Genomic DNA, 21760 nt, shown 5'->3' with positions numbered 1-21760 from the left:
CAAATGGGACAGGGGATATGGGTTACAGTGAGAAAACCGCCCGCTTTTTAATCGAGAGCCGGATGGCGGATGCGGCCGCAGGCAATGCGGACGCGCTTTACGATCTCGGAATCGCTTATTCGACAGGTACCAATGGCGTCGAACTCGATCTGATCGAGGCGCATAAATGGTTCAACCTCGCAGCGCTCAACGGCAGCGAAGAAGGCATGATGTGCCGCGCCGAAATTTCCTACGACATGACGGCGCGCGAAATCGCCGAGGCCCAGCGCGAAGCCCGTGCCTGGCTGCGCGCCACCGAAGTGCGCGTCGCCTGATCAATCACTCTTTTTGAACGGGCCCATCTCGTTCAAAAACTCGATCTCCTGCGCCACTGCCTCGCGCTCGCGCGTCAGGAAATCGTCCACCGCATCGCGGAACCCCTCATCGGCGATGAAGTGCGCCGAATAGGTCGGCGTCGGTTCATAACCGCGGGCCAGCTTGTGCTGCCCCTGCGCACCGGCCTCTACGGTTGCGAGGCCGCGTTCGATGGCGATGTCGATCGCCTGATAATAGCATAGCTCGAAATGCAGGAACGGCACTTCGGCCAGCGCACCCCAATAGCGGCCGTAGATCGTGTCCGGACCCAGCAGGTTCAGCGCGCCCGCAATAGGCATGTCGCCATCGTAGGCGAGGACGAGCACGATCCTGTCGCCCATGCGCTGTCCCAACAGGTCGAACGCTTCGCGCGTCAGATAGGGATGGCCCCATTTGCGCGCGCCGGTGTCTTGGTAGAACAGCCAGAAGGCGTCCCAATGTTCAGGCCGGATGGCTTCGCCGGTCAGCCGTTCGATATGCACTGCGCTTTGCGCCGCGGCGCGTTCCTTGCGGATATTCTTGCGCTTGCGGCTCGATAGCGCGCCCAGAAAGTCGTCGAAGCTGCGATAATCCCGGTTTTTCCAGTGAAACTGGCTGTCGGTACGGATCAGCCAGCCCGCTTCCTCGAAATGCGCGATCTGGTCCGGTGCGACGAAGCTGGCATGCGCAGATGACAGGCCGTTCTGCAGCACCAGCGCCTCGGCCGCGTTCAGCAGCGGCTGCGCCAGCGCCGGCTCACGCAACAGCAGGCGCGGGCCGGGGACGGGGGAGAAAGGCGCGGCGATCTGAAGTTTGGGATAATAGCGCCCGCCCGCGCTTTCGAAGGCGTGGGCCCAGCTCTGGTCGAACACATATTCGCCCTGACTGTGCGATTTCAGATAAGCGGGTAGCGCCGCAGCAATTGCGCCCGCATCGTCTTCGATGACGATCGGTGCGGGTGTCCACCCGCTGCCGCGCCCGACGCTGCCCGAATCCTCCATCGTGGAAAGAAAGGCATGGCTCAGGAACGGATTGCCCGCGCCGTTGCAGGCGTCCCACTCTTCCGCCGGAAGAGCGGCAACGCCGCGGCCAATCTTTGCGATGATATCGGCGTCAGGCACGGGCTGCGCAGGGAGGCATTGCGTCGGGCGTGGCCCCTCAGCTCTTCAGCGCCACGATCGCATCGACTTCCACCGCCGCATCGAGCGGCAATACCGGCGTCGCCACCGCGCTGCGGGCATGGCGGCCAGCCTCTCCGAACACCTGCTCCATCAGGTCCGAAGCGCCATTCACCACCTTGGGCTGATCGGTGAAATCAGGCACCGAGGCGACAAAGCCACCCAGCTTCACGATCTGTCCGACACGCTCCAGATCACCGCCCAGCGCGGCCTTGATCTGTGCGATCAGCATGATCCCACATGCGCGCGCCGCTTCGACACCGCGTTCCAGCGAAACGTCCGCGCCCAGCTTGCCGGTCACGATTTCGCCGTTGATGAAAGGAAGTTGCCCGGAAACATAGAGCATGCCGTTGGCTTCCACCGCCGGGCGATAGGACGCCACCGGTGCAGCCGGTTCGGGCAGGGTGATGCCGAGGTCCTTCAGCTTCTGGTCGATGCTCATGCGGTTTGTCCTTCTTCCTTTTTGATTGCGTGGGCCGGATTGCCATCGGCAAGGCGCGCCTCGATCCATTCCAATGCCTTGCCCCAATGATCGATCCGGGCATGCGCGTGCGCCGCCGGTTCGATGCTGCCCGCCAGGCGCGGCTCGCCCACCATGTGGAGGCGCCACACATCCGGACGATGCTTCTCCACCGATTCGTGATGAACCGCGAGGTCGTCGATAAATATGGTCACCGTGGGGTCGAACCGCTCCACGATCTCGGCCAGCGGAGCGCCCTTGCCACCCTGGTTGCAATGCACTTCGTGATCGATCCCGACGGCGCGAAGTTGCTCCGCCCGCGCATCCTGTCTGTGATCGAGCAGGTTGGTGAGCACCACCACATCGGCCTTTTCGGCCAGCGTCCGGATCGCCGTGACTGCGCCGTCGATAGGCTGCTGGCGGCTCATCTGGCCGTCAAAAAATTCGTTCAGGAGCGGCCAGACATCTTCCTGCGCCACCACGGTTCCGTCATGCTTGTGGCGAAGCGCTTCGGCGAAGCCGCCCCGATCCAGATCGAAATGGATGCCGTGCGCCTCATCCAGCCATTCGGCGAAGGGCACGACCATATGGAGGAGCACCTCGTCGCAATCGGTAATGATTAACGGGCGGCGGGCGGTGTCTTGGGTCAAGCGTCCAGCTTTCGGGCGGCTTCAGGGATCAGCGAGGGGTCGATCTGGCGTGTCTCGGCATAGCTTACAAGGTCGGGCTCGTAGCTTTCCAGGAAACCGAGCACGGCACGGTGCGTGGCGCGGTCCGCCAGCCCGGCGCGCAGGCCGTCCGGCGTAAGGCCGGTCAGATCGAGGAAGCGCACCGCCCGCTTGTCATCCTCCATGATCCAAGTGAGCGCGTCGAGCGCGAGAGCTTCGGGATCTGCAGGGGCGGCGGGCTGGCGCATGCCGCGGGTCTAGGGCATAGGGAGCCGAGCGCCAAGCGGGCTTGGCCCAGAAGAAACCGGAAAGAGCGACATGGCCAAACGCATCCTGATCGTGGAGGACAATGAGCTCAATCTGAAGCTGTTCACCGATCTGCTGCGGGCCAACGGCTTCGTTGTCGAACCGCTCACCGATGGGCGGCAGGCGCTGGAAACGGCGCGCGAGTTCAAGCCCGATCTGGTCATCATGGATATTCAGCTGCCGCATGTCAGCGGGCTCGATCTGATCGGCCGGATGAAGAAGGACAGCGCGCTGAAGCCGATCCCGATCCTGGCCGTCACCGCCTATGCGGGCAAAGGGGACGAGGAGCGCATCCGCGAGGCGGGCGCGGAAGGTTATGTGTCCAAGCCCGTTTCGGTGATGAAGTTCGTGGAAGCGGTGCAGGAGGCCATGCGCTGATCGCGCCGATGCATGAGCCTTGGCTGTCTAAGTGTTACGGGGAGCCGTGACGCGGCAAAGCAATCCAGGGCCTTCGCATCGCTGCAACGGCCCTGGATTGCTTTGATATCGACGCGAAGTGACGCCGATGTATCGAGGAAAGGGAAGCGCGCGAGCGCCCCCCGCCAGATCACTTGATCTTGGCTTCCTTGAATTCGACATGCTTGCGCGCAACCGGATCATATTTCCGGAAGGTCATCTTCTCGGTGATGTTGCGCGGGTTCTTTTTGGTGACGTAGAAAAAGCCCGTGTCGGCGGTGCTGACGAGCTTGATCTTCACGGTGGCGGGCTTCGCCATGGCACTTTTCCTAAGCTTAGAGAATGAAGGCGGGCGGCATCGATTCGGTTGCCGTCTGCAATAAGGCGGCGGCGATGACGGTTTGTGCCTGTAAAGTCAAGGGTGCGCGGGGGGTTGAAGCCGGATTTGGCGATCGTCGGCCGGGTTTCAGAGCGCGATCAGCGCGCGCACGGCGCGGCCGGTCTCTTCCGCAGCTTCCTGCAACAGCCCGATCAGCCGCTGAGATCGGTCTTCGTCGCCGCGCTCGATCGATTCGCACAACGCCGCGATTCGCGCCGCGCCGATCGTCAGGGCAGGCCCCTTCAGATAATGCGCGCTCGCACGGGCTGCGGCATGGTCTCCAAGCGTCCATTGCTCCGCGATGATTGCCGGACGGTTCTCCAGTTCCCCGACAAAACCCGCCATGAAACCGGAGAAAGCCTCGAATCCGGTGGTTTGCAGCAGTTGCTCGGTCTGCTCTGCGTCGAGCAGCGGGACGGCCAATGCCGGCTCGCCCTTGTCCAGAAAGCTCATTGCTCGATCCGCGCCAGCATGAGGATCGCCTGCGTGCGATTGGGCACCGAGAGCTTTTTGAGAATGGCCTTCACATGCGCCTTCACCGTAACTTCGGACAGGCCCAGATCATAGGCGATCTGCTTGTTCAGCGCGCCGTCCTGCATCGCCTTGAGCACGCGCATCTGCGCCGGGGTGAGCGTCTGGATGCGCTCCAGCTCGGTCGGCTCGCCGCCGCCATCCTGCGCGCCGGAAAACCAGGTGCCGTTGTCCAGCACCGTTCGGATCGCCTCCACCATGTCGGGCATCGATGCCTCCTTGGACAGGAAGCCGTTGGCACCGATACCGGAAACCTCCCGCTCGATATCGGGATTGCTGTTGCCGCTGATGATGAGCAGCGGAACATCGGGAAATTCTTCGCGAAATTCGGCAAGGCCGATCATGCCGCGGCTGCCGGGCATGGCGATGTCCATCGCCACCATGTCGGCGGTGGCGGCAAGGCGCCGCGCGTCTTCCAATGTGTCGGACTCGACGAGCGTCACGGCGGGATCCACCGCTTGAAATGCCATCGCCGTGGCCCGGCGACACATGGGATGATCGTCTACGATGATGGCCCTTCTGGCCATGGCCGTGCTCCCGCTAGCGCCCACCGGATGTGGGGGAGGAAGGGCAAGCGCTAGCGGAAGATGGTTAAGAAGCGGTTGAGACTGCTTCTATCGGACAGTGGTTTGCCTCGCGGATTATCTGCGTGCGATGGCGGATTTCAGGGGGGAGGCGGCGGATGTGTCGACAGCGGAAAACAGCGCATCCATCTGCAACCGGGTGACGTCGCGGCCCCGATCATGCTTGCCGTCATCGCCGTTCAGGGCGGCAACCGCGGCGAGCAATGTGCGCTGATAGGCGCCGCATTCCTCGCCGCGTACATTGCGGGCGCATGCGCTCTGCGTGCGGGTGATAAGCTCGCTCACAATTTCGGATGTCGGAGCCGACGATGCGGTCGAGGCGGGAGCCGATGCAGCGGCAGCCGGAACGGAAAATGTCAGGGTGCCCAGCGTGGCAGCTGCGAACAGGATGGTTTTCAAACGGATCATGACGGGTCTCCCAACCTCAGTGCCGGTCCGGGTGACGTCCCGGCGACAACGCACTTATGGCCCGACGCGTGGCGATGCGAAATTACCCCTTGGGGTCATAAGGGCCTTTTTCCCGGCAATTCAGCCATTTACCAGGCTTTAACCATGTTCAGTGCAGGATGTTCGTGAAGGCTAATATTCGCAGGGAACGCGTTCACACGAAAAGGGCAGGGGCATGTATCACGACGCTAAGGGTTTTCAGCTTGGCAACCAGCGCAACTGGGCGGTTTATACCGAATTCCGCGCGCTTATCGATGAACTCGAAGCCATCCGAGTTGACCGCGATCCGGCCTACTTTCTTTTCAAGCTTGAACAGCTGCGCGTCGAAGCGCGCCGCTGCCGGCTTTCGGCGCTCGTCTTCGTTACCGAGAAATGCGAGCTCGCGCTCACACGCGCCATGCAAGCCGACAATGTCCGCCATTTCGAACGCGATTATGCGCTGTTGATGCGCGAAGCGGTGGAATGCGGGGAGGCGACGCCCGCGCAGTCGGAGGCGCTGCTCGCTTCGGTCGCCTATCGCATGACCGGCTGAGACGTGGATGCGCTGCTGACCGGAATGCTTGCCGTGCTACTCGCCGAAACCGGCGGACGCACGCAATTGCTTGCTGCCCTGTGCGCCATCCGGTTCGATCGGGAAGGGCGCGTGATCGCGGGGCTGCTCTGCGCGATCCTCCTGAATGTCGCGATTTCCGCCTGGCTCGGCTCGTTCATCCATGCGGCCATCAGCGAGGATGCGCTGATGTTTTTCTACGCGCTGGCCTGCCTGTTCGCGGGCCTGATGATGCTCGCACCTCACCGCCGCGTGGAGGAACCGGAGCAAGGCCTTGGCGCGTTCTTCGGTACATTCGTAGCCCTGTTTCTCTCGATGCTGGGGGACAAGAGTCAGTTTCTGATCGGCGCCACAGCGGCGCGAACCGATATGCCGCTTTGGGCCGGTATCGGCGGCTTCCTGGGACTGGCCATTGCCTGCATTCCTGCAGTCATCTTTCGCAATCATCTGGCGCGCGCCTTGCCGCTGGTCTGGGTACGCCGCGTGGGCGGCGGCCTGTTCACTGTTCTCGGCGTAATCCTGTCCCTCGCCGCTTTGGGCTTGATCTGAACCCACAGACATTAGGTCCCAGCGTTGATCGAAACGCTGGATCGCTGTGAGCGGCAAAGTCGGTGGAAACTTCGCGCTGGTCCGAGGGTTATTCTGGCATAGCAACGAAAAACTGATCCCAGAAAGGACCGACCTTGACCGACAAGCATCCCGGAATCGACGACAACAGCAAGAAGGCGCTGGCCGAATCGCTGAACGGTGTCCTCGCAGACAGCTATGCGCTGTATCTGAAGACCAAGAATTTCCACTGGCACATGCATGGGCCGCATTTTCGTGATTATCACCTGCTGCTCGACGAGCAGGCGGCGGAAATCATCGGCACCACCGATGCCATTGCCGAGCGTGTCCGCAAGATCGGTCTACGCACGCTCACCTCGATCGGCTCGATCTCCCGCCATCAGTCGTTGAAGGATAGCGACGATGCAGGGCTTTCTGCCGAGCAGATGCTGGACGATCTGCGTACCGACAATCTCGCTTACATTGCCAAGCTGAAGGAAGCGAAGGCGCTGTGCGAGGAAACCGGAGACAATGCCACCGATGGCCTGATCGACGACTGGACCGACATGGCCGAAGAACGCGCCTGGTTCCTGGCAAGCACGCTCGAAAAGAACTGAGCGGACGGGATGTACGGCCTCAAGCTTCTGCCGGGCCGTACACCCATTCGCCGAATATCGCGCTGAGATCGCTCCCGCTCGCTGTTTCCATAGCTTTCTGGAAATCGCGACTGACGACAGTCTTTCCGGCAAAGCTGCGGGTGTATGCGCGTAGACCGCTCCAGAACGCCTTCTCGTCGATCGCGGCGCGTAGTTCGACGAGGAAAAGCGCACCTTTGCTGTATTGCACGGCGCGCCGATAGCCGAGCGATGGGTAGTCGCCGCTCCAAGCCAGCGGTTTGTCCCAACCGCGCTCAATCAATTGGGCGCGGCGACCACGTAGAATCTCGATTTCCTTCGCATAGGTTGTGTTGCCAAACCGCTCCTGCTTCCAGGCCGCGGTCATGAAAACAGCAACGCCCTCGTTCAGCCAGAAATCGCGCCAAGTTTCGGTGGTGACACGGTTGCCCCACCATTGATGTGCGAGCTCGTGCGCGATCACCCAGGCGGCTTCGGGTTCATCCGTCTCGCGGTCCAGTTCACCCCTCCCGATCAACGAGAAGCTCATCGTCTCCTGCGCCTCGCGGCCCGGAACGAGCAGTTGCGTGTAGCCGCCGCGGGGTAAGTCCATGCCGGCCCGGTCAGCGAAAAAAGCGACCATCGCCGGTGTTTCCGCGAAAAGTGAGGCGAGGTCGGCAGGCGCACCCGTTGCGTTGCGGTAATGGAGCGTGCCTTGCGGCGTCTCGATGGTCTTTCGCGGGAAACGACCTGCGGCGAAGGCGAACAGATAGGGTGAGACCGGATCGACGCTGCGCCACCGATGGAGAGTAAGGCCACCGCCAAGCTCCCGCTCCGCCCACTTCACGCCTACGCCTTGGTGTCGAGCCCGGTGGGCACGTAGAGATCTAGTGCGATCGAGGCTTTATCGCCTGGGGAATTTTGCCGACAGACCATCCAGTCGCAGGCGAAATATCCAGACCATATGCCCGCGTCGCCGGTGCTCACGCCCCGCACCGGCGTACCCGCAATATCGAAAGACAGGAGGGCGGTCTCTCCCGCCGCGAGCGGGCGGGGCAGATGGAAAACAATCCCGTCCCAGTCGCTCTCGACCATTACCGGCGTGCCGTCCACCCGCGCATCGACGATCGCCAACGCGTTGGGCGAAAAGGCGACCGTTTCGAGCCGGTCGACGTTCGCGACAACCCGGATAGTCTCGCGACCGGTCAACGCGGTGGTCGAGACGTCGGGGCGGAGCGCAACCTCATAGGCTTCGACGTGATAATCGGTGCTTGGGTCGGCAGCGGAGGGCGCTGCGAACGCGCCTTCCGACGCGGTGGCCATCGCAAGGGCGCATGCGGCCAGTCGAAATTGTCGGTCCATCAATCTTCCCCCTTCTGTTTGGACCTAGCCCAAGCGCTGGCAAAGAAGATTGAGAGAAGCGATGGATGGTGCCGCCGAAGGGGCGGATGCATGCGAAGCGACGATCGTAAGCAAAACCAAGCTCGGCGCGCGAAACATATACAAAAAAGGCGGCCCCGCGGGACCGCCCTTCTCTATTCTATGGGTAAAACGAAAACGCCGATCAATCGGTCGAGTGCAGGTTCACCGCCGAATATTTGCCGCGGCGATCGACTTCGATGTCGAAGCCGACGCGGTCGCCCTGCTGCAGGGCGGACATGCCGGAACGTTCCACGGCGCTGATGTGAACGAAGGCATCTGCTTCGCCATCGTCACGCTCGATGAAGCCGAAGCCCTTCACATCATTGAAGAACTTCACGGTGCCCTTGGCCTTCTGGCCGGTCAGCTCGCGCTGCGGAGCGCCGCCGCCGGGGCGCGGACCGCGATCATTCCCACCCGGACGCGGGCCGCGATCGAAGGACTGCACCGGCATCGGCTCACCCTCGATCTCGAGATCGCTGGCCGAGACCTTACCGCCGCGATCCACCAGGGTGAACTTGAGCGGCTGACCTTCGGCCAGACCGGATAGCCCGGCCGCCTCGACCGCGCTGATATGAACGAACACGTCATCGGGACGGTCATCGCACTGGATGAAGCCGAAGCCCTTCTGCGCGTTGAAGAACTTGACCACGCCTTCGCCCGATCCGACGACCTGTGCCGGCATACCGCCGCCGCCGCCGCGACGCGGGCCACCGCCGCCGAAGCCGCCGCCTCCACCGCCGCCGAATCCACCGCGCGGGCCACCGCCGCTGCCGCGATCATCATCATAGCCGCGCGGGCCACCGCCAAAACCGCCGCGTCCGCCGCCGTCGAACGGAGCGGAGTCCCTGTATCCGTCGAAATTCTCGTCGCCGAAACTGTCGCGCTTATCACGGCCCTTGCCGCGCCGCTTACGGTCAAAACTCATATCGTCGTAAACACCTTGCTTCGCCCCCCGGTTCGGCCGATTGCAGCGAAGGACGACTGACTGCGCGGCCGATGCGTCCTCGCGTGGAATCGCATCAGCCTAAGGGCATAGCGGAAAATTCGCTCGCTTGCGACATCTGTTTTCCACAGGCTGGCGCGCGCTGCGCACGGCTCGCACTGCTAAGGCGTCTCGCCGGACCGATTGCGCAGTGGGGCAGGGCTTCCCATCATAGCGTGGCCCATCATTGCGTTGACGGCCCCCATGCGGCAAAGGGCTGGCCAATTCGTTCGTTCGATCGAGAAACAACCAGCAACAGGATGCATCCCCAGTGACGGTTCATTTTCATGAAGAAGACCTGCCGGCCGGCGTGCTGGAAACGGGCGACCTAGCCGTCGACACCGAAACCATGGGGCTGCGCACGCCGCGCGACCGGCTCTGCCTACTGCAGATCTCCAACGGCGATGGGGATGAACATCTCGTGCGGTTTGCGCCGGGCTCTTCTTACGACGCACCCAATCTGAAGCGCATCCTGGCCGATCCGGCACGGGTGAAGCTCTATCATTTCGGGCGGTTCGACCTCGCGGCGATCGAATATTATCTGGGCGTCACTGCCGGGCCGGTGTTCTGCACCAAGATCGCCAGCAAGCTGGTGCGCACCTACACCGATCGCCACGGGCTGAAGGAACTGGTGCGCGAAATGCTAGGGGCCGATATTTCCAAGCAGCAGCAGTCGAGCGATTGGGGCGGCCCGGAACTGAGCGACGCGCAAAAGGACTATGCCGCGTCGGACGTGCGCTTCCTCCATCGGCTGCGCGAGCAGTTCATCACGCGGTTGGAGCGCGAGGGGCGGATGGAGATGGCACAGGCCTGTTTCGATTTCCTGCCCATGCGCGCGCGCCTCGATATCGCCGGATGGGCGGATGACGATATCTTCGCCCATAGCTGATCGCATCCTCACGGAAGCGTCTGCATGAGCCGGCGCGCCGAGGATCAGCGCTCGCAGCGCAAGGAATTCGCTGCGCCAGGCGGCTCGTTCGATCGCACCATCCGCATTTTGCGCATTGCGCTGCCGGTGGCGGTGGGCGTCGTCATCGCCATCCTGCTGCTCGCGCCGCTGGCGGACCGTGGAGAAATGAGCTTTGTGCTCGACAAGAACCGTGTCGAGCGCGCGCCCGAGCGGCTTCAGTCGAACAATGCAATGTATCGCGGCGTCGATGACAAGGGCCGCCCCTTCGCGCTGAAAGCGGGCAGCGCGGTGCAGCGCAACGCCACGCCGGGGCAGGTGCAGCTGAACGATCTGTCGGCGCGCATCATGCTGGATGACGGCCCGGCATCCGTGCAGGCGGGCGGCGCTGTCTACGATGTCGAGGCGCAGACGGCGCTGGTACCGGGCCCGCTCGCATTCGAAGCGGAGCCGGGCTACCGGATTTCCACCAGCAATGCCGTGCTGGCCTTCGGGCCGCAAACGCTCAGTTCCACCGGGGGCGTCACTGGGACCACCGATCTGGGCAGTTTCAAGGGAGACCGGCTGGAGGCCGATCTTGCCAATCGCACGCTGGTGGTTTCGGGCAATGTCACCGGCCGCACCGAAGTAGGCCCGTTCCGCGCCGATCGCCTGACGGTGGATCTCGCCAAGGGAACGATTGCGCTGTCCGGCGGTGCGAAAGTTCACGTCAATCAGGGCCGCTTGCGTTAAGGACATGGATATGAAGCGGATCGCGATACTCACCCTTGGCCTTTTCGGATCGGCAATGGTGCTGCCGACGGCCAGCGCGCAGGTGCTCACCGGGCACAACAGCAACGCCCCGGTGGATTTCAACGCGGGCCGGATCGAGATCCAGGACCGGTCCGACCGGGTGGTGCTCTCCGGCGGGGTTCAGGTAACGCAGGGTAATCTCACGCTGCGCTCGGCGCGCATGACGATCGCTTATTCCAACGGGCGGAACATCAACGTGAACCGCATCGACGCGACGGGAAATGTGGTAATCACCCGCGGGGACGAGCGCGCCACCGGCAATGCCGCGATCTACGATCTTGATCGGCGGCTGATCACCCTGGTGGGCGATGTTACGCTGCGCCAGAGCGGTAATGATCTGAACGGCGGCCGTCTGGTGATCGATCTCGACAGCGGCAAGGCCGTGATCGACGGCAGTGGTGGGGGCGCCCCGCCGCCCGGCATCGAAAGCGCCGGGCCGGGCCGCGTCACCGGCACATTTACCGTTCCGCAAAACAGCCGCTAGAGCCGCGTCCCTCGCGCGGTTTCGCCGTCGTTCGTCGAGATCGGCTTGAAACCTGCAGGTGCGGCCCACAAGCAAGACTAATGGACTGTCCCTTCCGGCCCTTCCTTTCTGAGCGGCGAGTGTTTGCAAGCAGTGCCGCGCGCGCCTATCTCGCGCCGGGGGAGCGGCCGGCAGGAACATGAAGCGCATGGATGACATAAGCACCGCGATCAGCCCCGAAGCGGCGATGACCGATCATGCGCTCGACCGCGGCCTGGCGGTGGTCTCGATCGCCAAAAGTTATGACAAGCGCCAAGTGCTGTCGGACATCTCGCTGTCGGTCGGCCGGGGCGAGGTGGTCGGGCTGCTCGGGCCCAATGGCGCGGGCAAGACCACTTGTTTCTATTCGATCATGGGGCTGGTGAAGCCCGACAGCGGCCGTATCGTGCTGGACGGGGAAAATATCACCGGCCTGCCGATGTATCGCCGCGCAGTACTGGGCCTTGGCTATCTACCGCAGGAAACCTCGATCTTTCGCGGCATGACGGTGGAACAGAATATCGGCACCGTGCTGGAAATGGTCGAGCCCAGCAAGCAGGCGCGCCAAGACCGGCTGGAACAGTTGCTCAGCGAATTCGGCCTCACCCGTCTGCGCGATTCCGCGGCGATGGCGCTGTCCGGCGGTGAGCGGCGCCGCTGCGAAATCGCGCGCGCTCTGGCTGCCGATCCGTCGATCATGCTGCTGGATGAACCCTTTGCGGGCATCGATCCGATCTCCATCGCGGACATCCGCGATCTGGTCGCCGATCTTAAGAAGCGCGACATCGGCGTCCTAATCACCGACCACAATGTCCGCGAGACGCTGGAAATCGTGGACCGGGCCTGTATCATCTATGACGGCCAGGTGCTGTTCGCGGGTTCTCCGGAAGATCTGGTGGCGGATCCCAATGTCCGCCGCCTCTATCTGGGTGAGAGCTTCGCGCTTTAGGAACAGGCAAAGGGGGCCGGTGTGAGTAAGGTGCGTTTCCAGACATGAGTTCCCTGGGACCTAGGCTCGATCTACGCCAGTCCCAGTCGCTGGTGATGACCCCGCAGTTGCAGCAGGCGATCAAGCTGCTCGCGCTAAGCAATCTCGAGGTCGAGGCCTATTTGAACGATGCGCTGGAGCGCAATCCGCTGCTCGCCAGCGAAAGCCGCGGCGGCGAGCAGGAGCAGGCGGTGCGCGATGCACCGGCAGAAGCGCGCGCTGACGAGGGTGTGGACCCGGTCGAAGCGCGCGGCGAGCGTGCAGAGCATTTCGGTTCGCCCGGCAGCGGCGGTTCGCTGCCGTCGGCAGAACCCGGCGAGGGCCCGGATTTCGACCGGATGGCATCGCCCGAACCCACGCTGCACGAACATCTCGAAGCGCAGGCCAATGCCCATTTCGGCCCCGTCGACCGCGCCATCGCGCTCGCGCTGATCGAACAGATCGACGCCGCGGGATATCTCGGCGAAAGCGTGGATGTCATCGCCGCGCGGCTGGGGATCGAAGAGGATGAGGTCGAGCGGGTACTTGGCGAGGTGCAATTGTTCGATCCCACTGGGGTGGGCGCGCGCAACCTGGCCGAATGCCTAGCCATTCAAGCGCGCGAGGCGGACCGCTTCGATCCCTGCATGGCGATGCTGATCGGTCATCTCGATCTGCTCGCCAAGGGCGATTTCACGCGGTTGAAGCGCCTATGCGGGGCGGATGACGAGGATTTCGCCGAAATGGTGGCGGAGCTTCGCGAATATGACCCGAAGCCCGGTTCGCGCTTTGACAGCGAGACGCTGCCGCCGGTGGTGCCTGACATTTTCATCCGGCAGCATGCGGGCGGCTGGCGCGTCGAACTGAACGAGGCGAACCTGCCGCGCTTGTTGGTGGACCGGCAGTATCAGGCCGATCTGGAAGCCGGTGCAGACAAGGCCACGAAGAGCTGGATCGGCGAATGCCTCAGCGAAGCGCACTGGCTGATCAAGGCGCTCGACCAACGCCAGCGCACGATCCTGAAGGTATCGAGTGCCATTCTGAAGCGTCAGGAGGCGTTTTTCCATAAAGGGGTGACGGCGCTTCGCCCGCTGACATTGCGTGAAGTGGCCGAGGATATCGAGATGCACGAAAGCACGGTCAGCCGTGTCACCAGCAACAAATATCTCGCCTGCACACGCGGCGTGTTCGAGCTTAAATATTTCTTCTCCAGCGGCGTCGCGTCAGGCGATGCGGGTGAGGCGGCCAGCGCGGAAGCGGTGAAGAGCCATATCGGGAAGCTGATCGATGCGGAGGATGCCAAGAACATCCTGTCCGACGATCGGCTGTGCGAGCTGTTGAAGGAAAAAGGCTTCGACATTGCCCGCCGTACCGTTGCCAAATATCGCGAGGCGATGGGACACGGATCGTCCGTGCAGCGGCGACGGCAGAAGAAAATGGCAGGGCTGTAAGCGGCCCGCCCTTCGCTTCGCGTGTCTGTTAGAGCCGGTCGATCTTGTCGGTCACCTTCTTCCCGGCGATGAAGCCGAGAACCAGGAAAACCACGAAAAGAACGATCGCGATCACGAACAGCCAGATGGCGATATTGGCGAAGGTGCCCGCCACGCCTCCGAAGCCGAGGATGGCCGCGACCAGCGCGATGATGAGGCAGAGAATAGCGAGTTTGATCATGATGCTGAAAGCCGCGAGCCACGATGCGGTTCCGCGGCGGCATCGATTGCCTGCGCTTAAGTCTCGGCTGTCGGCTGCGGGCGAGGGAACACCAGCCGCGTGACCGCGCCGTCTTCGTTGGAATAGGCCAGCTGCCCGCCTAGCTGCGCTGCAAAGCCGCGCGCAATCCGCGATCCAAGACCGTGGCCCGCTCGCTCCTCATGATCATCAGGGAAACCGGGGCCGCTGTCGCGCACCGTCAGCTCGAGCCCGGCAGGGCCCAGATCGCGCAGCATGACGCCGATCTGGCTGGAGGGCTGCTCCGCCACCCCATGCTTCAGGCTGTTGGTGACGATCTCGGTCACCAGCAGCGACAGCGTCATCATCTTGCCGATATCGAGCCGCACCGGGTCCATATCGACATCGAAATGCACATTACCCGCGCCGCTGCCTTCCCGCAGATCCTCACATAAATCGCAGAAATATTTCTCTAGAGACATCTCCACCGCTTCGGGGCGGTAGAGCCGTCGATGGACGCGCGACATGACGGTGATGCGCCGCTGCGCCTCTTCCATCACGGCCACGGCAGATGCCGGATCGGCCGCAACCCGCCGCTGTTCGAGCGAAAGGAGCGAGGAGACGAAGCTCATATTGTTGGCGACGCGGTGCTGCAGTTCCGCAAACATGGCGCGCTGCTGCTCGTATAGCGAAGAGCTGACGGAGCGTTGCTCGCTCAGGCGTTCGCGGCTCAGCTCCATATAATGAATCAGAGCGATATCGACCGCCGCGATGAACAGGAAAAAGCAGAGCGCGGTGGCCGCCGGGCCGTCCAGCGCGAAGCTGCGTAGCGGAGTGATGAAGAAGTACCAGCTGGCGATACCCGACAGCGCCGCGCATAGGACGCCCGGCCGCGTTCCGGCCAGAAAGGTGGTCAGGATGATCGCCGGAAAGAAGGTGATGTAGGGAAAGCCGCTGGGCAATATTCTGCCCACCTCGAACCGCACGATCAGCGCCAGCGCGAAGGCCGCAACCGCGAACAACAGGCCCAGCGTGCTATTGCCCCGCAGCACTCCGCTGATCGTGCGCATCGCGCTGCGGCGAACGGGGCGGCTTCCGGCGGCGCTTTCCTCGACAACGTTCATTCCGCGTCTTCCCGCAGCCCGGCAACCTGCATGACGCCCTCGTCAATAGCTGTGCCTTCGGCCCGCACGCGCTTCTCGACCAGATCGACCGGCGTGCGGGAAAGCTCCAGCTGCCAGCGGGCGCCGTCGTCGGCCACCAGCAGGAAGCCGCCGGGCGCCCGCTTGAGCGTGCCGGTGAGGACGAGCCGGTCGCTCAGGCGAGTGCCTGCGTAACGGGCACATATTCATAGCCGAGATCGTGGGCCACGGCTTCGTAGGTCACCTTGCCGTCCCACACATTGAGGCCCTCGGCGAGATGCGCGTTGCGCCGCAGCGCTTCCTTCCAGCCAAGTTCCGCGATCTTCATCGTGTGCGGCAGAGTCACGTTGTTCAGCGCATAAGTGCTGGTGCGCGCCACGGCCCCGGGCATATTGGCCACGCAATAATGCACCACATCGTCGACCACATAGGTAGGATCGTCATGCGTCGTCGCCTTGGACGTTTCGAAACAGCCGCCCTGGTCGATCGCTACGTCGACCAGCACCGCGCCGGGCTGCATCGTCTTCAGCATATCGCGCGTCACCAGCTTGGGTGCCGTGCCGCCGGGGATCAGCACCGCGCCGACGACGAGGTCCGCATTGGCCACGCAATCGGCCAGGTTCGCCTTGTTGGAGAAGCGCGTGACCGCACGCGCCTCGAAATAATTGCCCAGCTTTTCGAGCACTTCCGGATCGCGGTCCAGGATCGTCACCTGCGCGCCGAGGCCCGCTGCCATCTGCGCCGCGTTGAAGCCGACCACGCCGCCGCCGATGATAGTGACATTGGCCGGCGCCACGCCGGGCACGCCGCCCAGCAGTACGCCGCGCCCGCCATGCGCCTTTTCCAGCGCGCTTGCGCCGGCCTGCACCGACATGCGGCCCGCCACCTGGCTCATGGGCTTCAAGAGCGGCAGCTGGCCGCCGGGGCCGGTAACCGTTTCATAGGCGATGCAGGTCGCGCCGGACGCGACGAGGTCCTTCGTCTGCTCCGGATCGGGGGCTAGGTGGAGATAGGTGAACAGGATCTGGCCTTCGCGCAGCATGGCGCGTTCACCGGCCTGCGGTTCCTTCACCTTCACCACCATCTCGGCCTCGGCGAAGACGGTCTTCGCGTCGGAAACGATGCGCGCGCCAGCCGCCTCATATTCGCGGTCATGCGAGCCAATCCCTTCGCCCGCCCCGGTTTCCACCATCACCTCATGGCCGTGCGCCACCAGCTCGCGCGCGCTTTCAGGCGTCAGGCCGACGCGATATTCGTGATTCTTGATTTCGCGGACGGTTCCGACGAGCATGACGTGTTCCTCGAACAGACTGAATTGGTATCGCCGCTGTAGCGCGCGCCGTAACGGAATGCGACTCCGAAGCTGTTACTTTGTTTCAGCCTGCGGAAATTTTCATTGCGCAGGCGTTTTGCGGATCGGCACCGGGATGTTGCAGATATCCGCGCCCCCTGCGGGCACGTTGAAGAACGGATCGCGCCGGTTCGCGCGCGCCTCAGCATAGCGCGCAAAGGTGGCGCTTTCAGTGGAAAGATACTGGAAGTTAGGCCGCTCTGCTTCCGGCAGCTCGGAGGCCAGCCGGACCGAAACGATCGGCGTGCGCTCTTCCGGGTTCTCGTAAAAACCCAGATCGCCGGTGCCGCGCGGCAGGCTGGAAAGATTTTCCATGCCCTCGATCACCCGCCCGACCAGCGCAATGTTCCTGTCCAGATGCCGCGGCGCCTGTCCAATCACGGTGTAGAGTTCCGCGCCGGTGCCGGTGTCCGGCGAAAGGTTCCGACCGACGCCGACCATGCCGTAGCAGTGGATGGGCCAGGCCCTCTCAGCGTTCCCCGCTATCGGCCAACCATATACGAAATCCGCACCGCCTGAGTAAGCATCACGCCAAGGATCTTTAGCGTGCCAGGGATAAAGAGAAGCTTTCGCCTTACTGATGTTATTCGTTAGGGGTGGCGACAAGTCTTCCCAAACCACGGTATACGCACTCTCCGGCACGGTCTCCAACCCATCCGGCAGCGGCTTCTTCTCGGTCGCATCGCCCCATTGCACGACATAATTGTCCTGCACGCGGTTCACGCTGGTGCCGTTCCACCAATGCGCCTCCGCCAGCTTGCGGATATTGCCGATCCAGCCTTGGGCAAACGGCGGCGGCATCAGCTGGATAACGACGCGGCGCGGTTCGCCTTTCGCGCCGGGCCCCAGCTCCATCACCAGCATGTCCTCGGGCGCAATCGTCACCCATTCGGACGGCGCCGCCTCGGCCACGATCTCGCCGGGCGAGGGATAGGTCTTCGCTTCCTCCTGTGCGACGGCGGCAGGCGCGAAAAACGCCGCACCCAGCAGGGCGGCGGCAAGGACGGGGCGGAAGCGGCGAGCTGGCAAGATCATGCGAATGAAGGTGGCACAAAGCCGCGTCTTGCGAAAGCGTGTGCGAACGATTAGAGGCAGCGCCTTCCAGCGATATGCGGAGCGGTGGCCGAGTGGTCGAAGGCGCTCGCCTGGAAAGTGAGTATACGGCAAAACCGTATCGAGGGTTCGAATCCCTCCCGCTCCGCCAGCTGCTTTTCCAGCCTGATCCGTATTCCTCCGCAAGCCCGCGCGGTTTTCGGTCTGGTTTGCTCCCTTTCGCTTCTGCTTCAATTGATGGCAATCATGAGGGTGGGGATGGCTGCGGCCCGCATGCATCATACCGACGCGGCAGGCCGGTACCGGTTCATCCTCGAACGCTGAGCAGGGGCTGATCTTGATATTGCCGGCGAGCGCGTGCTCCATCGCGGTAGTTCCGAAGTAAGCGTGCGTCAGAGCGGGGTGCTGGAACCCTTGTCTGTGGGCGCGGAGAGGCGATGCACTGACATGCGGCCCTCATCCAGTTCGTGATCGCCCGCTGACGCGGTTCAGTTGGACCATGCCGATTCCCAGCGCCAGCAAAGCGATGATAGCGAGCGCCAGCAATGCCGAGGCTTCCAGCGTTCCGGCGTGATCGCGCGGGGCGTAGCGTGGGATTTGCGAGAAATCGGCGCGGGTGAAGGGGCGGTCGTTGAACAGATAGGGGTAATAGAATTGGCGCAATCGCTGGTGGAAGGCGGCGATGCTGTCCTGATAGGCGAGCTGTCCTGCGATGTCGGTGTCGGCGAGCCGGTGCAGCACGTTCATGGTGCCGACGCCGGGCAGGACGAAACCGAGCGCGCGCGTCATCTCCTCCCGCTTGGCCAGGCTGGCGCGATAAGCTGCGACATCTTCTGCCACCGCCTCGTCCCCGACCTGATGCATGGCATAATACCATTTCCAGTGGAAACGCCCCTCAAACTCTTCCTTCCCGCGCCATTCGGGATGGCCCGCGAGGAAGCGCTCGAAGGTCTGCTCCTTGGGAATGTCCCAGCCGCTATGGACGATTTCGCGCTGGGCCAAAGTGAGGTCGATCCCCTTGGCAACCGGCACGCCGCGCGCGATGGCCGCATTGGCCAGGGTCGGCAGGATAAGGGTGAGGACGATCCAACAGCCGATCATGACCGCCGCTGCGGTGGAGGAGGTGCGCAGACGCCCCCCGATCAGCATATTGAGGCCGAACCAGAATGCCGCGTAGAGCGCCGCAGTCAGCAACATGATGGTGATGCCCGTTCCGGGCGCCGCCATTACGAACCCGCCCACCACCAGCGGCAGGCCGAGCGCGATCAGCACGGCAGCGTAGCGTAGACCGACGCGGCGGCGCCATAATCCGCCGCCCGGTAACGACAGCAGCAAGCGCAGCCGCCCCGTCTCCCGCTCGCCCGTCACCAGATCATGGCCAAGAGCGATGATCACCAGGGGCATTAGATAGATCAACACAAACGCCCAGTCGAACACGCCGGGAAGCGCCAGTTCGGGATTATAGGTTTCCGAATCGTAGAGCTGGGCCTGCAGTCCGAGCGCACGGACGCGCAGCACATAGGGCTGCAGATCGCGCTGGCCGATCGCCGCGAAGGAGAGCGGCGGCGGCGGGTCCTGCGTCAGCATGAAGGCGTAATAGGCGTTGTAGCCGGCCTCGCCCTCCGGCCCGGCATTGGCCTTTTCGACCGCGGCGAGATCGCGCGCCTGCTCGGCCGCCACCCGCTCAATGGTTGCGCGCTGGTTCTGGATTTCTGCTATCCCGGCCCAGACTGCTGCGCTGGACAGAAGCAGCAGCAGGATCAGCGCCAGCAGGTTTCGGCCGGAGCGCAGCAGCAGGCGCAGCTCGGCAGTCCAGATCGACATGGAAGCGCTCATCGTGCGGTCCTCCCGATGCGCTGTGCAGCAAAGGCGGCAATCCCGGCCAGCGCGGCAATCCAGCCGAGCAGGACTGCGAACGGCCAGATAATGTCAGCAGGCCGCCCAAGCGGGTTGGCCGGTTCATAAGAGAAGCGCGGCACCTTCTGCCAATTTGCGGCGGAAATGCGCGGGTCGTCACCCTCGATGCTCGGAAGCAGTTCGGCCTGCATCCGGTTCAGCTGCTGAACGAAATCGTAGCGGAAGCTCTCCGCCTGATTGAGAAAGTCGTAATGCGCGGCCGGGTCGCTGCCCGCCAGCGCCATCGATAATTGGCGGATGGCGATCATGGGGCTGAGCGCCGAAAAGGCGTGGACGAATGCGTTCTGGTCGTTCTCTCTGGCAATCTGGCGGTCTGCCGCATCGGCATAGATCTGTGTGGTCAGACGCTCGCCTTCGATGCTGACGAGCCCGGCATATTGCACCGGCAGTTCCTCGACCGTTGCCACCCCATAGCGGGCGAGAACGCGGTCGCGGAAATCGTTGAAATAGGGATCGTCCGGATCATGGCTGTCGCCGATCTTAAGAAGGTCACGGTGAAGCGCGATTTCGGTTTCGATCTTGGTTGCAAGCTGGCTTTGCGCAGAGGCCGCTTCGGGCAGCGCGCGGGGCAGAAGGATGACGGTGACCATCCAGAGGCCGACGAGGATGGCGAGCGCATCGCGCGGCCGGGCGGCGAGAGCGGAAACCACGACGCCGAGCGCCGCCCACAGCAGCAGCCACGCGCCATAGCCGAGGATCATCAGAAGCGCACTGGCCCAGTCCGCTGCGCCGTTGGCGGCAAAGGCGACGAGCACGGCGAAGGCGGGCAGGCCCACCGCCAGCGCTATGGCGCCGTGGCCGAGCAGTTTGCCGGCAATCACGCTGCGTCCGCTGACGCCCTGCGCCAGCATGAGCTTGAGCGTGGCGCGTTCCTTCTCCCGCGCCACGCTCGCAAAGGCGAGGAAGATGAGGAGCAGCGGTGCCAGCGTCTGTAGCACGAAGGCCGGGGTCAGCTGGCCGAAGCGCAGCAGTAGAGAGGATTGGCGTGCCTCGGCGAAATTCGCACTGTTCTGGCGGTGTCCTTCGAGGAAGATCGTGTTGCCGGTGAAACTGTCCACGCCCGCATCGAAAAAGGCGAGCGGGGCGATCGGGCGGAACACGAACTGGCCGTAATGGACCATGCGGTGGGGGTGGCGATTGGGCTGGGCATCGAAGTCCGTATCGACGCTCGCCTGATAGCGTTCGCGATCCGCTTCGATCGCGCTGCGCCGTTCGAGACTGGTGAAGCTGGAAACAAGGATAAGGAGGACGAGAAGCGCGCTGGCGATCAGGCCGGCGCGGTTGCGCGCCAGCACACGCCACTCTTCACGCGCGATCAGCATCGCGGTGTTCATGCTGTAGCTCCCGCCTGCGTATAATGGTCGTGCAAAGCGTTGAGATCGAAGCGCGCACCGCTTGTGCTGGCCTCGCGCTCTTCCTCGATACGGCCCTTGCCCAGAAAACCGATCCGGTCCGCGATGTCGACGGCACTGACGATGTCGTGCGTGACCATCAGCACGGCAACCTCGCGTTCGCGTGCGGCATCGAGCAGCTGGTTGAATTCCAGCACCGCGCGCGGATCGAGGCCCGAAGTCGGCTCGTCCAGCAACAGCACGGGGACATCGCGCGCCAAGGCCAGCGCGATCGCGACTTTCTGGCGCATTCCCTTGGAGAAGCCGGACAGCCGCTTGTCCCACGCCGCCGGGGCAAGGCCGACGGATGTCAGCGCGTCATCGATCGCTGCGGGGTCCCGGTCGGCTTTGGCAAGGGCCAGGAAATAGCCGATATTCTCCCGCGCGGTGAGGTGATCGTAGAGCGCCACATTTTCCGGCACATAAGCCATGGCTCCGCGCGCGGCGCGCGGATCGGCCACCGGGTCGATGCCGCATACGCGCACCGTGCCCGCTTTGGGCGTGAGGAAGCCCAGCAGCGCGGAAAGGGTCGTCGATTTGCCCGCGCCGTTGCCGCCCAGCAGCGCGTAGATTTCCCCGCGGCCCACCGTCAGGTCCAGCCCGTGGAGCACCGCATTCGCGCCATAGCTGTGATGCAGCCCGGTGATCGCGATCGCCGGATGGGTTTGAGTCAT

At 63.4% G+C, this 21760-nt stretch carries 29 protein-coding genes and 1 tRNA gene; 11 read left to right on the top strand and 19 right to left on the bottom strand.

Features of this window, described 5'->3' with window-relative positions:
- The first annotated feature begins 17 nt into the window (after positions 1–17).
- Positions 18–314 carry an SEL1-like repeat protein gene (locus tag I6A82_RS02815; protein WP_198093639.1) on the top strand — a complete coding sequence of 99 codons (297 nt, stop codon included), beginning with the start codon at positions 18–20 and terminating at the stop codon, positions 312–314.
- Here the strand turns inward: I6A82_RS02815 and I6A82_RS02810 are convergent, their stop codons facing one another.
- From I6A82_RS02810 to I6A82_RS02795, 4 genes are read right to left on the bottom strand one after another with little or no spacing between them, the layout of a single operon-like run.
- Positions 315–1454 carry a GNAT family N-acetyltransferase gene (locus I6A82_RS02810; protein ID WP_198093638.1) on the bottom strand — a complete coding sequence of 380 codons (1140 nt, stop codon included), beginning with the start codon at positions 1452–1454 and terminating at the stop codon, positions 315–317.
- A gap of 37 nt (positions 1455–1491) precedes the next feature.
- Entirely contained in the window at positions 1492–1953 is a 462-nt protein-coding gene (locus tag I6A82_RS02805) for a RidA family protein (RefSeq protein ID WP_198093637.1), read from the bottom strand.
- Positions 1950–2558 (bottom strand): HAD family hydrolase, encoded by a 609-nt coding sequence (locus I6A82_RS02800; protein WP_198095465.1) that lies wholly within the window; start codon positions 2556–2558, stop codon positions 1950–1952. The genes I6A82_RS02805 and I6A82_RS02800 overlap by 4 nt, the downstream gene beginning before the upstream one ends.
- Positions 2559–2617: 59 nt before the next feature.
- A complete protein-coding gene (locus I6A82_RS02795; protein ID WP_198093636.1) occupies positions 2618–2887 on the bottom strand; it encodes a DUF3572 family protein in 270 nt (89 codons plus the stop codon).
- Positions 2888–2957: 70 nt separating this feature from the next.
- Here I6A82_RS02795 and I6A82_RS02790 point away from each other — a divergent pair, with 70 nt between their 5' ends.
- The gene (locus I6A82_RS02790) at positions 2958–3323 is read left to right on the top strand and encodes a response regulator (RefSeq protein ID WP_198093635.1); all 366 of its coding nucleotides are present in this window, start codon (positions 2958–2960) and stop codon (positions 3321–3323) included.
- A 169-nt stretch (positions 3324–3492) separates the two neighbouring features.
- Here the strand turns inward: I6A82_RS02790 and rpmG are convergent, their stop codons facing one another.
- The 4 genes from rpmG to I6A82_RS02770 all read right to left on the bottom strand — a co-directional run bounded on the left by rpmG (position 3493) and on the right by I6A82_RS02770 (position 5243).
- Entirely contained in the window at positions 3493–3660 is a 168-nt protein-coding gene (gene rpmG / locus I6A82_RS02785) for a 50S ribosomal protein L33 (RefSeq protein ID WP_022672986.1), read from the bottom strand.
- Between the two features lie 147 nt (positions 3661–3807).
- On the bottom strand, positions 3808–4173 hold the full coding sequence (locus I6A82_RS02780; RefSeq protein WP_198093634.1) for an Hpt domain-containing protein: 366 nt from the start codon (positions 4171–4173) through the stop codon (positions 3808–3810).
- Positions 4170–4778 carry a response regulator transcription factor gene (locus I6A82_RS02775; RefSeq protein WP_198093633.1) on the bottom strand — a complete coding sequence of 203 codons (609 nt, stop codon included), beginning with the start codon at positions 4776–4778 and terminating at the stop codon, positions 4170–4172. The genes I6A82_RS02780 and I6A82_RS02775 overlap by 4 nt, the downstream gene beginning before the upstream one ends.
- A gap of 114 nt (positions 4779–4892) precedes the next feature.
- Positions 4893–5243, bottom strand: coding sequence for a hypothetical protein (locus I6A82_RS02770; RefSeq protein ID WP_187335010.1), 351 nt, complete (start codon positions 5241–5243; stop codon positions 4893–4895).
- A 214-nt stretch (positions 5244–5457) separates the two neighbouring features.
- On the opposite strand from I6A82_RS02770, the gene I6A82_RS02765 reads away from it, so the two are divergent.
- From I6A82_RS02765 to I6A82_RS02755, 3 genes are all read left to right on the top strand, one after another.
- Positions 5458–5814: a hypothetical protein gene (locus I6A82_RS02765; RefSeq protein WP_187335011.1), complete on the top strand. Its 357-nt coding sequence runs from the start codon at positions 5458–5460 to the stop codon at positions 5812–5814.
- Between the two features lie 3 nt (positions 5815–5817).
- Positions 5818–6381: a TMEM165/GDT1 family protein gene (locus I6A82_RS02760; protein WP_198093632.1), complete on the top strand. Its 564-nt coding sequence runs from the start codon at positions 5818–5820 to the stop codon at positions 6379–6381.
- 134 nt (positions 6382–6515) lie between these two features.
- Positions 6516–6995 carry a Dps family protein gene (locus I6A82_RS02755; protein WP_187335013.1) on the top strand — a complete coding sequence of 160 codons (480 nt, stop codon included), beginning with the start codon at positions 6516–6518 and terminating at the stop codon, positions 6993–6995.
- 19 nt (positions 6996–7014) lie between these two features.
- Here I6A82_RS02755 and I6A82_RS14665 read toward each other — a convergent pair whose 3' ends face one another.
- The 3 genes from I6A82_RS14665 to I6A82_RS14615 all read right to left on the bottom strand — a co-directional run bounded on the left by I6A82_RS14665 (position 7015) and on the right by I6A82_RS14615 (position 9339).
- Positions 7015–7839, bottom strand: a complete 825-nt coding sequence (locus I6A82_RS14665) for a M1 family aminopeptidase (protein WP_198093631.1) — start codon at positions 7837–7839, stop codon at positions 7015–7017.
- Between the two features lie 2 nt (positions 7840–7841).
- The gene (locus I6A82_RS02745; protein WP_198093630.1) at positions 7842–8354 is read right to left on the bottom strand and encodes a hypothetical protein; all 513 of its coding nucleotides are present in this window, start codon (positions 8352–8354) and stop codon (positions 7842–7844) included.
- Between the two features lie 202 nt (positions 8355–8556).
- Positions 8557–9339 (bottom strand): cold-shock protein, encoded by a 783-nt coding sequence (locus tag I6A82_RS14615; protein ID WP_198093629.1) that lies wholly within the window; start codon positions 9337–9339, stop codon positions 8557–8559.
- 328 nt (positions 9340–9667) lie between these two features.
- Between I6A82_RS14615 and I6A82_RS02735 the strand changes: the two genes are divergently transcribed.
- The 5 genes from I6A82_RS02735 to rpoN all read left to right on the top strand — a co-directional run bounded on the left by I6A82_RS02735 (position 9668) and on the right by rpoN (position 14015).
- The gene (locus tag I6A82_RS02735; protein ID WP_187335016.1) at positions 9668–10285 is read left to right on the top strand and encodes a ribonuclease D; all 618 of its coding nucleotides are present in this window, start codon (positions 9668–9670) and stop codon (positions 10283–10285) included.
- Positions 10286–10309: 24 nt separating this feature from the next.
- Positions 10310–11035: an LPS export ABC transporter periplasmic protein LptC gene (locus I6A82_RS02730; protein ID WP_198093628.1), complete on the top strand. Its 726-nt coding sequence runs from the start codon at positions 10310–10312 to the stop codon at positions 11033–11035.
- A gap of 10 nt (positions 11036–11045) precedes the next feature.
- Complete coding sequence (locus I6A82_RS02725) at positions 11046–11579, top strand: LptA/OstA family protein (RefSeq protein ID WP_198093627.1); 534 nt, start codon at positions 11046–11048, stop codon at positions 11577–11579.
- Between the two features lie 226 nt (positions 11580–11805).
- A complete protein-coding gene (gene lptB / locus I6A82_RS02720) occupies positions 11806–12546 on the top strand; it encodes an LPS export ABC transporter ATP-binding protein (RefSeq protein ID WP_232343506.1) in 741 nt (246 codons plus the stop codon).
- A 44-nt stretch (positions 12547–12590) separates the two neighbouring features.
- Positions 12591–14015, top strand: coding sequence for an RNA polymerase factor sigma-54 (gene rpoN, locus I6A82_RS02715; RefSeq protein ID WP_198093625.1), 1425 nt, complete (start codon positions 12591–12593; stop codon positions 14013–14015).
- A 28-nt stretch (positions 14016–14043) separates the two neighbouring features.
- Here the strand turns inward: rpoN and I6A82_RS02710 are convergent, their stop codons facing one another.
- The 5 genes from I6A82_RS02710 to I6A82_RS02690 form a co-directional block, all read right to left on the bottom strand.
- Positions 14044–14235, bottom strand: coding sequence for a DUF1328 domain-containing protein (locus tag I6A82_RS02710; RefSeq protein ID WP_198093624.1), 192 nt, complete (start codon positions 14233–14235; stop codon positions 14044–14046).
- A gap of 56 nt (positions 14236–14291) precedes the next feature.
- Entirely contained in the window at positions 14292–15356 is a 1065-nt protein-coding gene (locus I6A82_RS02705; RefSeq protein WP_232343236.1) for a sensor histidine kinase, read from the bottom strand.
- The gene (locus tag I6A82_RS02700; RefSeq protein ID WP_187337135.1) at positions 15353–15553 is read right to left on the bottom strand and encodes a DUF5818 domain-containing protein; all 201 of its coding nucleotides are present in this window, start codon (positions 15551–15553) and stop codon (positions 15353–15355) included. The genes I6A82_RS02705 and I6A82_RS02700 overlap by 4 nt, the downstream gene beginning before the upstream one ends.
- Complete coding sequence (gene ald, locus I6A82_RS02695) at positions 15550–16665, bottom strand: alanine dehydrogenase (protein WP_198093623.1); 1116 nt, start codon at positions 16663–16665, stop codon at positions 15550–15552. Before ald ends, I6A82_RS02700 begins: the two co-directional genes overlap by 4 nt.
- Before the next feature lie 102 nt (positions 16666–16767).
- Entirely contained in the window at positions 16768–17760 is a 993-nt protein-coding gene (locus tag I6A82_RS02690) for a peptidylprolyl isomerase (protein WP_198093622.1), read from the bottom strand.
- Positions 17761–17838: 78 nt separating this feature from the next.
- On the opposite strand from I6A82_RS02690, the gene I6A82_RS02685 reads away from it, so the two are divergent.
- Positions 17839–17929, top strand: a tRNA-Ser gene (locus I6A82_RS02685).
- 305 nt (positions 17930–18234) lie between these two features.
- On the opposite strand, the gene I6A82_RS02680 is transcribed toward I6A82_RS02685, so the two are convergent.
- Genes I6A82_RS02680 through I6A82_RS02670 form a run of 3 tightly spaced genes read right to left on the bottom strand, consistent with a single transcriptional unit; the run spans position 18235 to position 21760 of the window.
- Positions 18235–19614: an ABC transporter permease gene (locus tag I6A82_RS02680; protein WP_442945048.1), complete on the bottom strand. Its 1380-nt coding sequence runs from the start codon at positions 19612–19614 to the stop codon at positions 18235–18237.
- Positions 19611–21029: an ABC transporter permease gene (locus I6A82_RS02675; protein WP_198093621.1), complete on the bottom strand. Its 1419-nt coding sequence runs from the start codon at positions 21027–21029 to the stop codon at positions 19611–19613. Before I6A82_RS02675 ends, I6A82_RS02680 begins: the two co-directional genes overlap by 4 nt.
- A complete protein-coding gene (locus tag I6A82_RS02670) occupies positions 21026–21760 on the bottom strand; it encodes an ABC transporter ATP-binding protein (protein ID WP_198095462.1) in 735 nt (244 codons plus the stop codon). Before I6A82_RS02670 ends, I6A82_RS02675 begins: the two co-directional genes overlap by 4 nt.

Origin of the sequence: Novosphingopyxis sp. YJ-S2-01 (genome assembly GCF_016093175.1) — a bacterium.
Taxonomy (GTDB): Bacteria; Pseudomonadota; Alphaproteobacteria; order Sphingomonadales; family Sphingomonadaceae; genus Novosphingopyxis; species Novosphingopyxis iocasae.
Note: the sequence above shows the minus strand (reverse complement) of the source record. Positions and strands in the feature narration are given on the sequence as shown.

Excerpts from the sequence above, each read along its gene's own strand:
- I6A82_RS02815 (WP_198093639.1), top strand. The coding sequence starts at position 18 with ATGGGTTACAGTGAGAAAACCGCCCGCTTTTTAATCGAGAGCCGGATG.
- I6A82_RS02805 (WP_198093637.1), bottom strand. The coding sequence starts at position 1,953 with ATGAGCATCGACCAGAAGCTGAAGGACCTCGGCATCACCCTGCCCGAA.
- I6A82_RS02800 (WP_198095465.1), bottom strand. The coding sequence starts at position 2,558 with ATGGTCGTGCCCTTCGCCGAATGGCTGGATGAGGCGCACGGCATCCAT.
- I6A82_RS02795 (WP_198093636.1), bottom strand. The coding sequence starts at position 2,887 with ATGCGCCAGCCCGCCGCCCCTGCAGATCCCGAAGCTCTCGCGCTCGAC.
- I6A82_RS02790 (WP_198093635.1), top strand. The coding sequence starts at position 2,958 with ATGGCCAAACGCATCCTGATCGTGGAGGACAATGAGCTCAATCTGAAG.
- rpmG (WP_022672986.1), bottom strand. The coding sequence starts at position 3,660 with ATGGCGAAGCCCGCCACCGTGAAGATCAAGCTCGTCAGCACCGCCGAC.
- I6A82_RS02780 (WP_198093634.1), bottom strand. The coding sequence starts at position 4,173 with ATGAGCTTTCTGGACAAGGGCGAGCCGGCATTGGCCGTCCCGCTGCTC.
- I6A82_RS02775 (WP_198093633.1), bottom strand. The coding sequence starts at position 4,778 with ATGGCCAGAAGGGCCATCATCGTAGACGATCATCCCATGTGTCGCCGG.
- I6A82_RS02770 (WP_187335010.1), bottom strand. The coding sequence starts at position 5,243 with ATGATCCGTTTGAAAACCATCCTGTTCGCAGCTGCCACGCTGGGCACC.
- I6A82_RS02765 (WP_187335011.1), top strand. The coding sequence starts at position 5,458 with ATGTATCACGACGCTAAGGGTTTTCAGCTTGGCAACCAGCGCAACTGG.
- I6A82_RS02745 (WP_198093630.1), bottom strand. The coding sequence starts at position 8,354 with ATGGACCGACAATTTCGACTGGCCGCATGCGCCCTTGCGATGGCCACC.
- I6A82_RS14615 (WP_198093629.1), bottom strand. The coding sequence starts at position 9,339 with ATGAGTTTTGACCGTAAGCGGCGCGGCAAGGGCCGTGATAAGCGCGAC.
- I6A82_RS02730 (WP_198093628.1), top strand. The coding sequence starts at position 10,310 with ATGAGCCGGCGCGCCGAGGATCAGCGCTCGCAGCGCAAGGAATTCGCT.
- I6A82_RS02725 (WP_198093627.1), top strand. The coding sequence starts at position 11,046 with ATGAAGCGGATCGCGATACTCACCCTTGGCCTTTTCGGATCGGCAATG.
- lptB (WP_232343506.1), top strand. The coding sequence starts at position 11,806 with ATGACCGATCATGCGCTCGACCGCGGCCTGGCGGTGGTCTCGATCGCC.
- rpoN (WP_198093625.1), top strand. The coding sequence starts at position 12,591 with ATGAGTTCCCTGGGACCTAGGCTCGATCTACGCCAGTCCCAGTCGCTG.
- I6A82_RS02710 (WP_198093624.1), bottom strand. The coding sequence starts at position 14,235 with ATGATCAAACTCGCTATTCTCTGCCTCATCATCGCGCTGGTCGCGGCC.
- I6A82_RS02705 (WP_232343236.1), bottom strand. The coding sequence starts at position 15,356 with ATGAACGTTGTCGAGGAAAGCGCCGCCGGAAGCCGCCCCGTTCGCCGC.
- ald (WP_198093623.1), bottom strand. The coding sequence starts at position 16,665 with ATGCTCGTCGGAACCGTCCGCGAAATCAAGAATCACGAATATCGCGTC.
- I6A82_RS02690 (WP_198093622.1), bottom strand. The coding sequence starts at position 17,760 with ATGATCTTGCCAGCTCGCCGCTTCCGCCCCGTCCTTGCCGCCGCCCTG.
- I6A82_RS02680 (WP_442945048.1), bottom strand. The coding sequence starts at position 19,614 with ATGAGCGCTTCCATGTCGATCTGGACTGCCGAGCTGCGCCTGCTGCTG.
- I6A82_RS02675 (WP_198093621.1), bottom strand. The coding sequence starts at position 21,029 with ATGAACACCGCGATGCTGATCGCGCGTGAAGAGTGGCGTGTGCTGGCG.
- I6A82_RS02670 (WP_198095462.1), bottom strand. The coding sequence starts at position 21,760 with ATGACTCAAACCCATCCGGCGATCGCGATCACCGGGCTGCATCACAGC.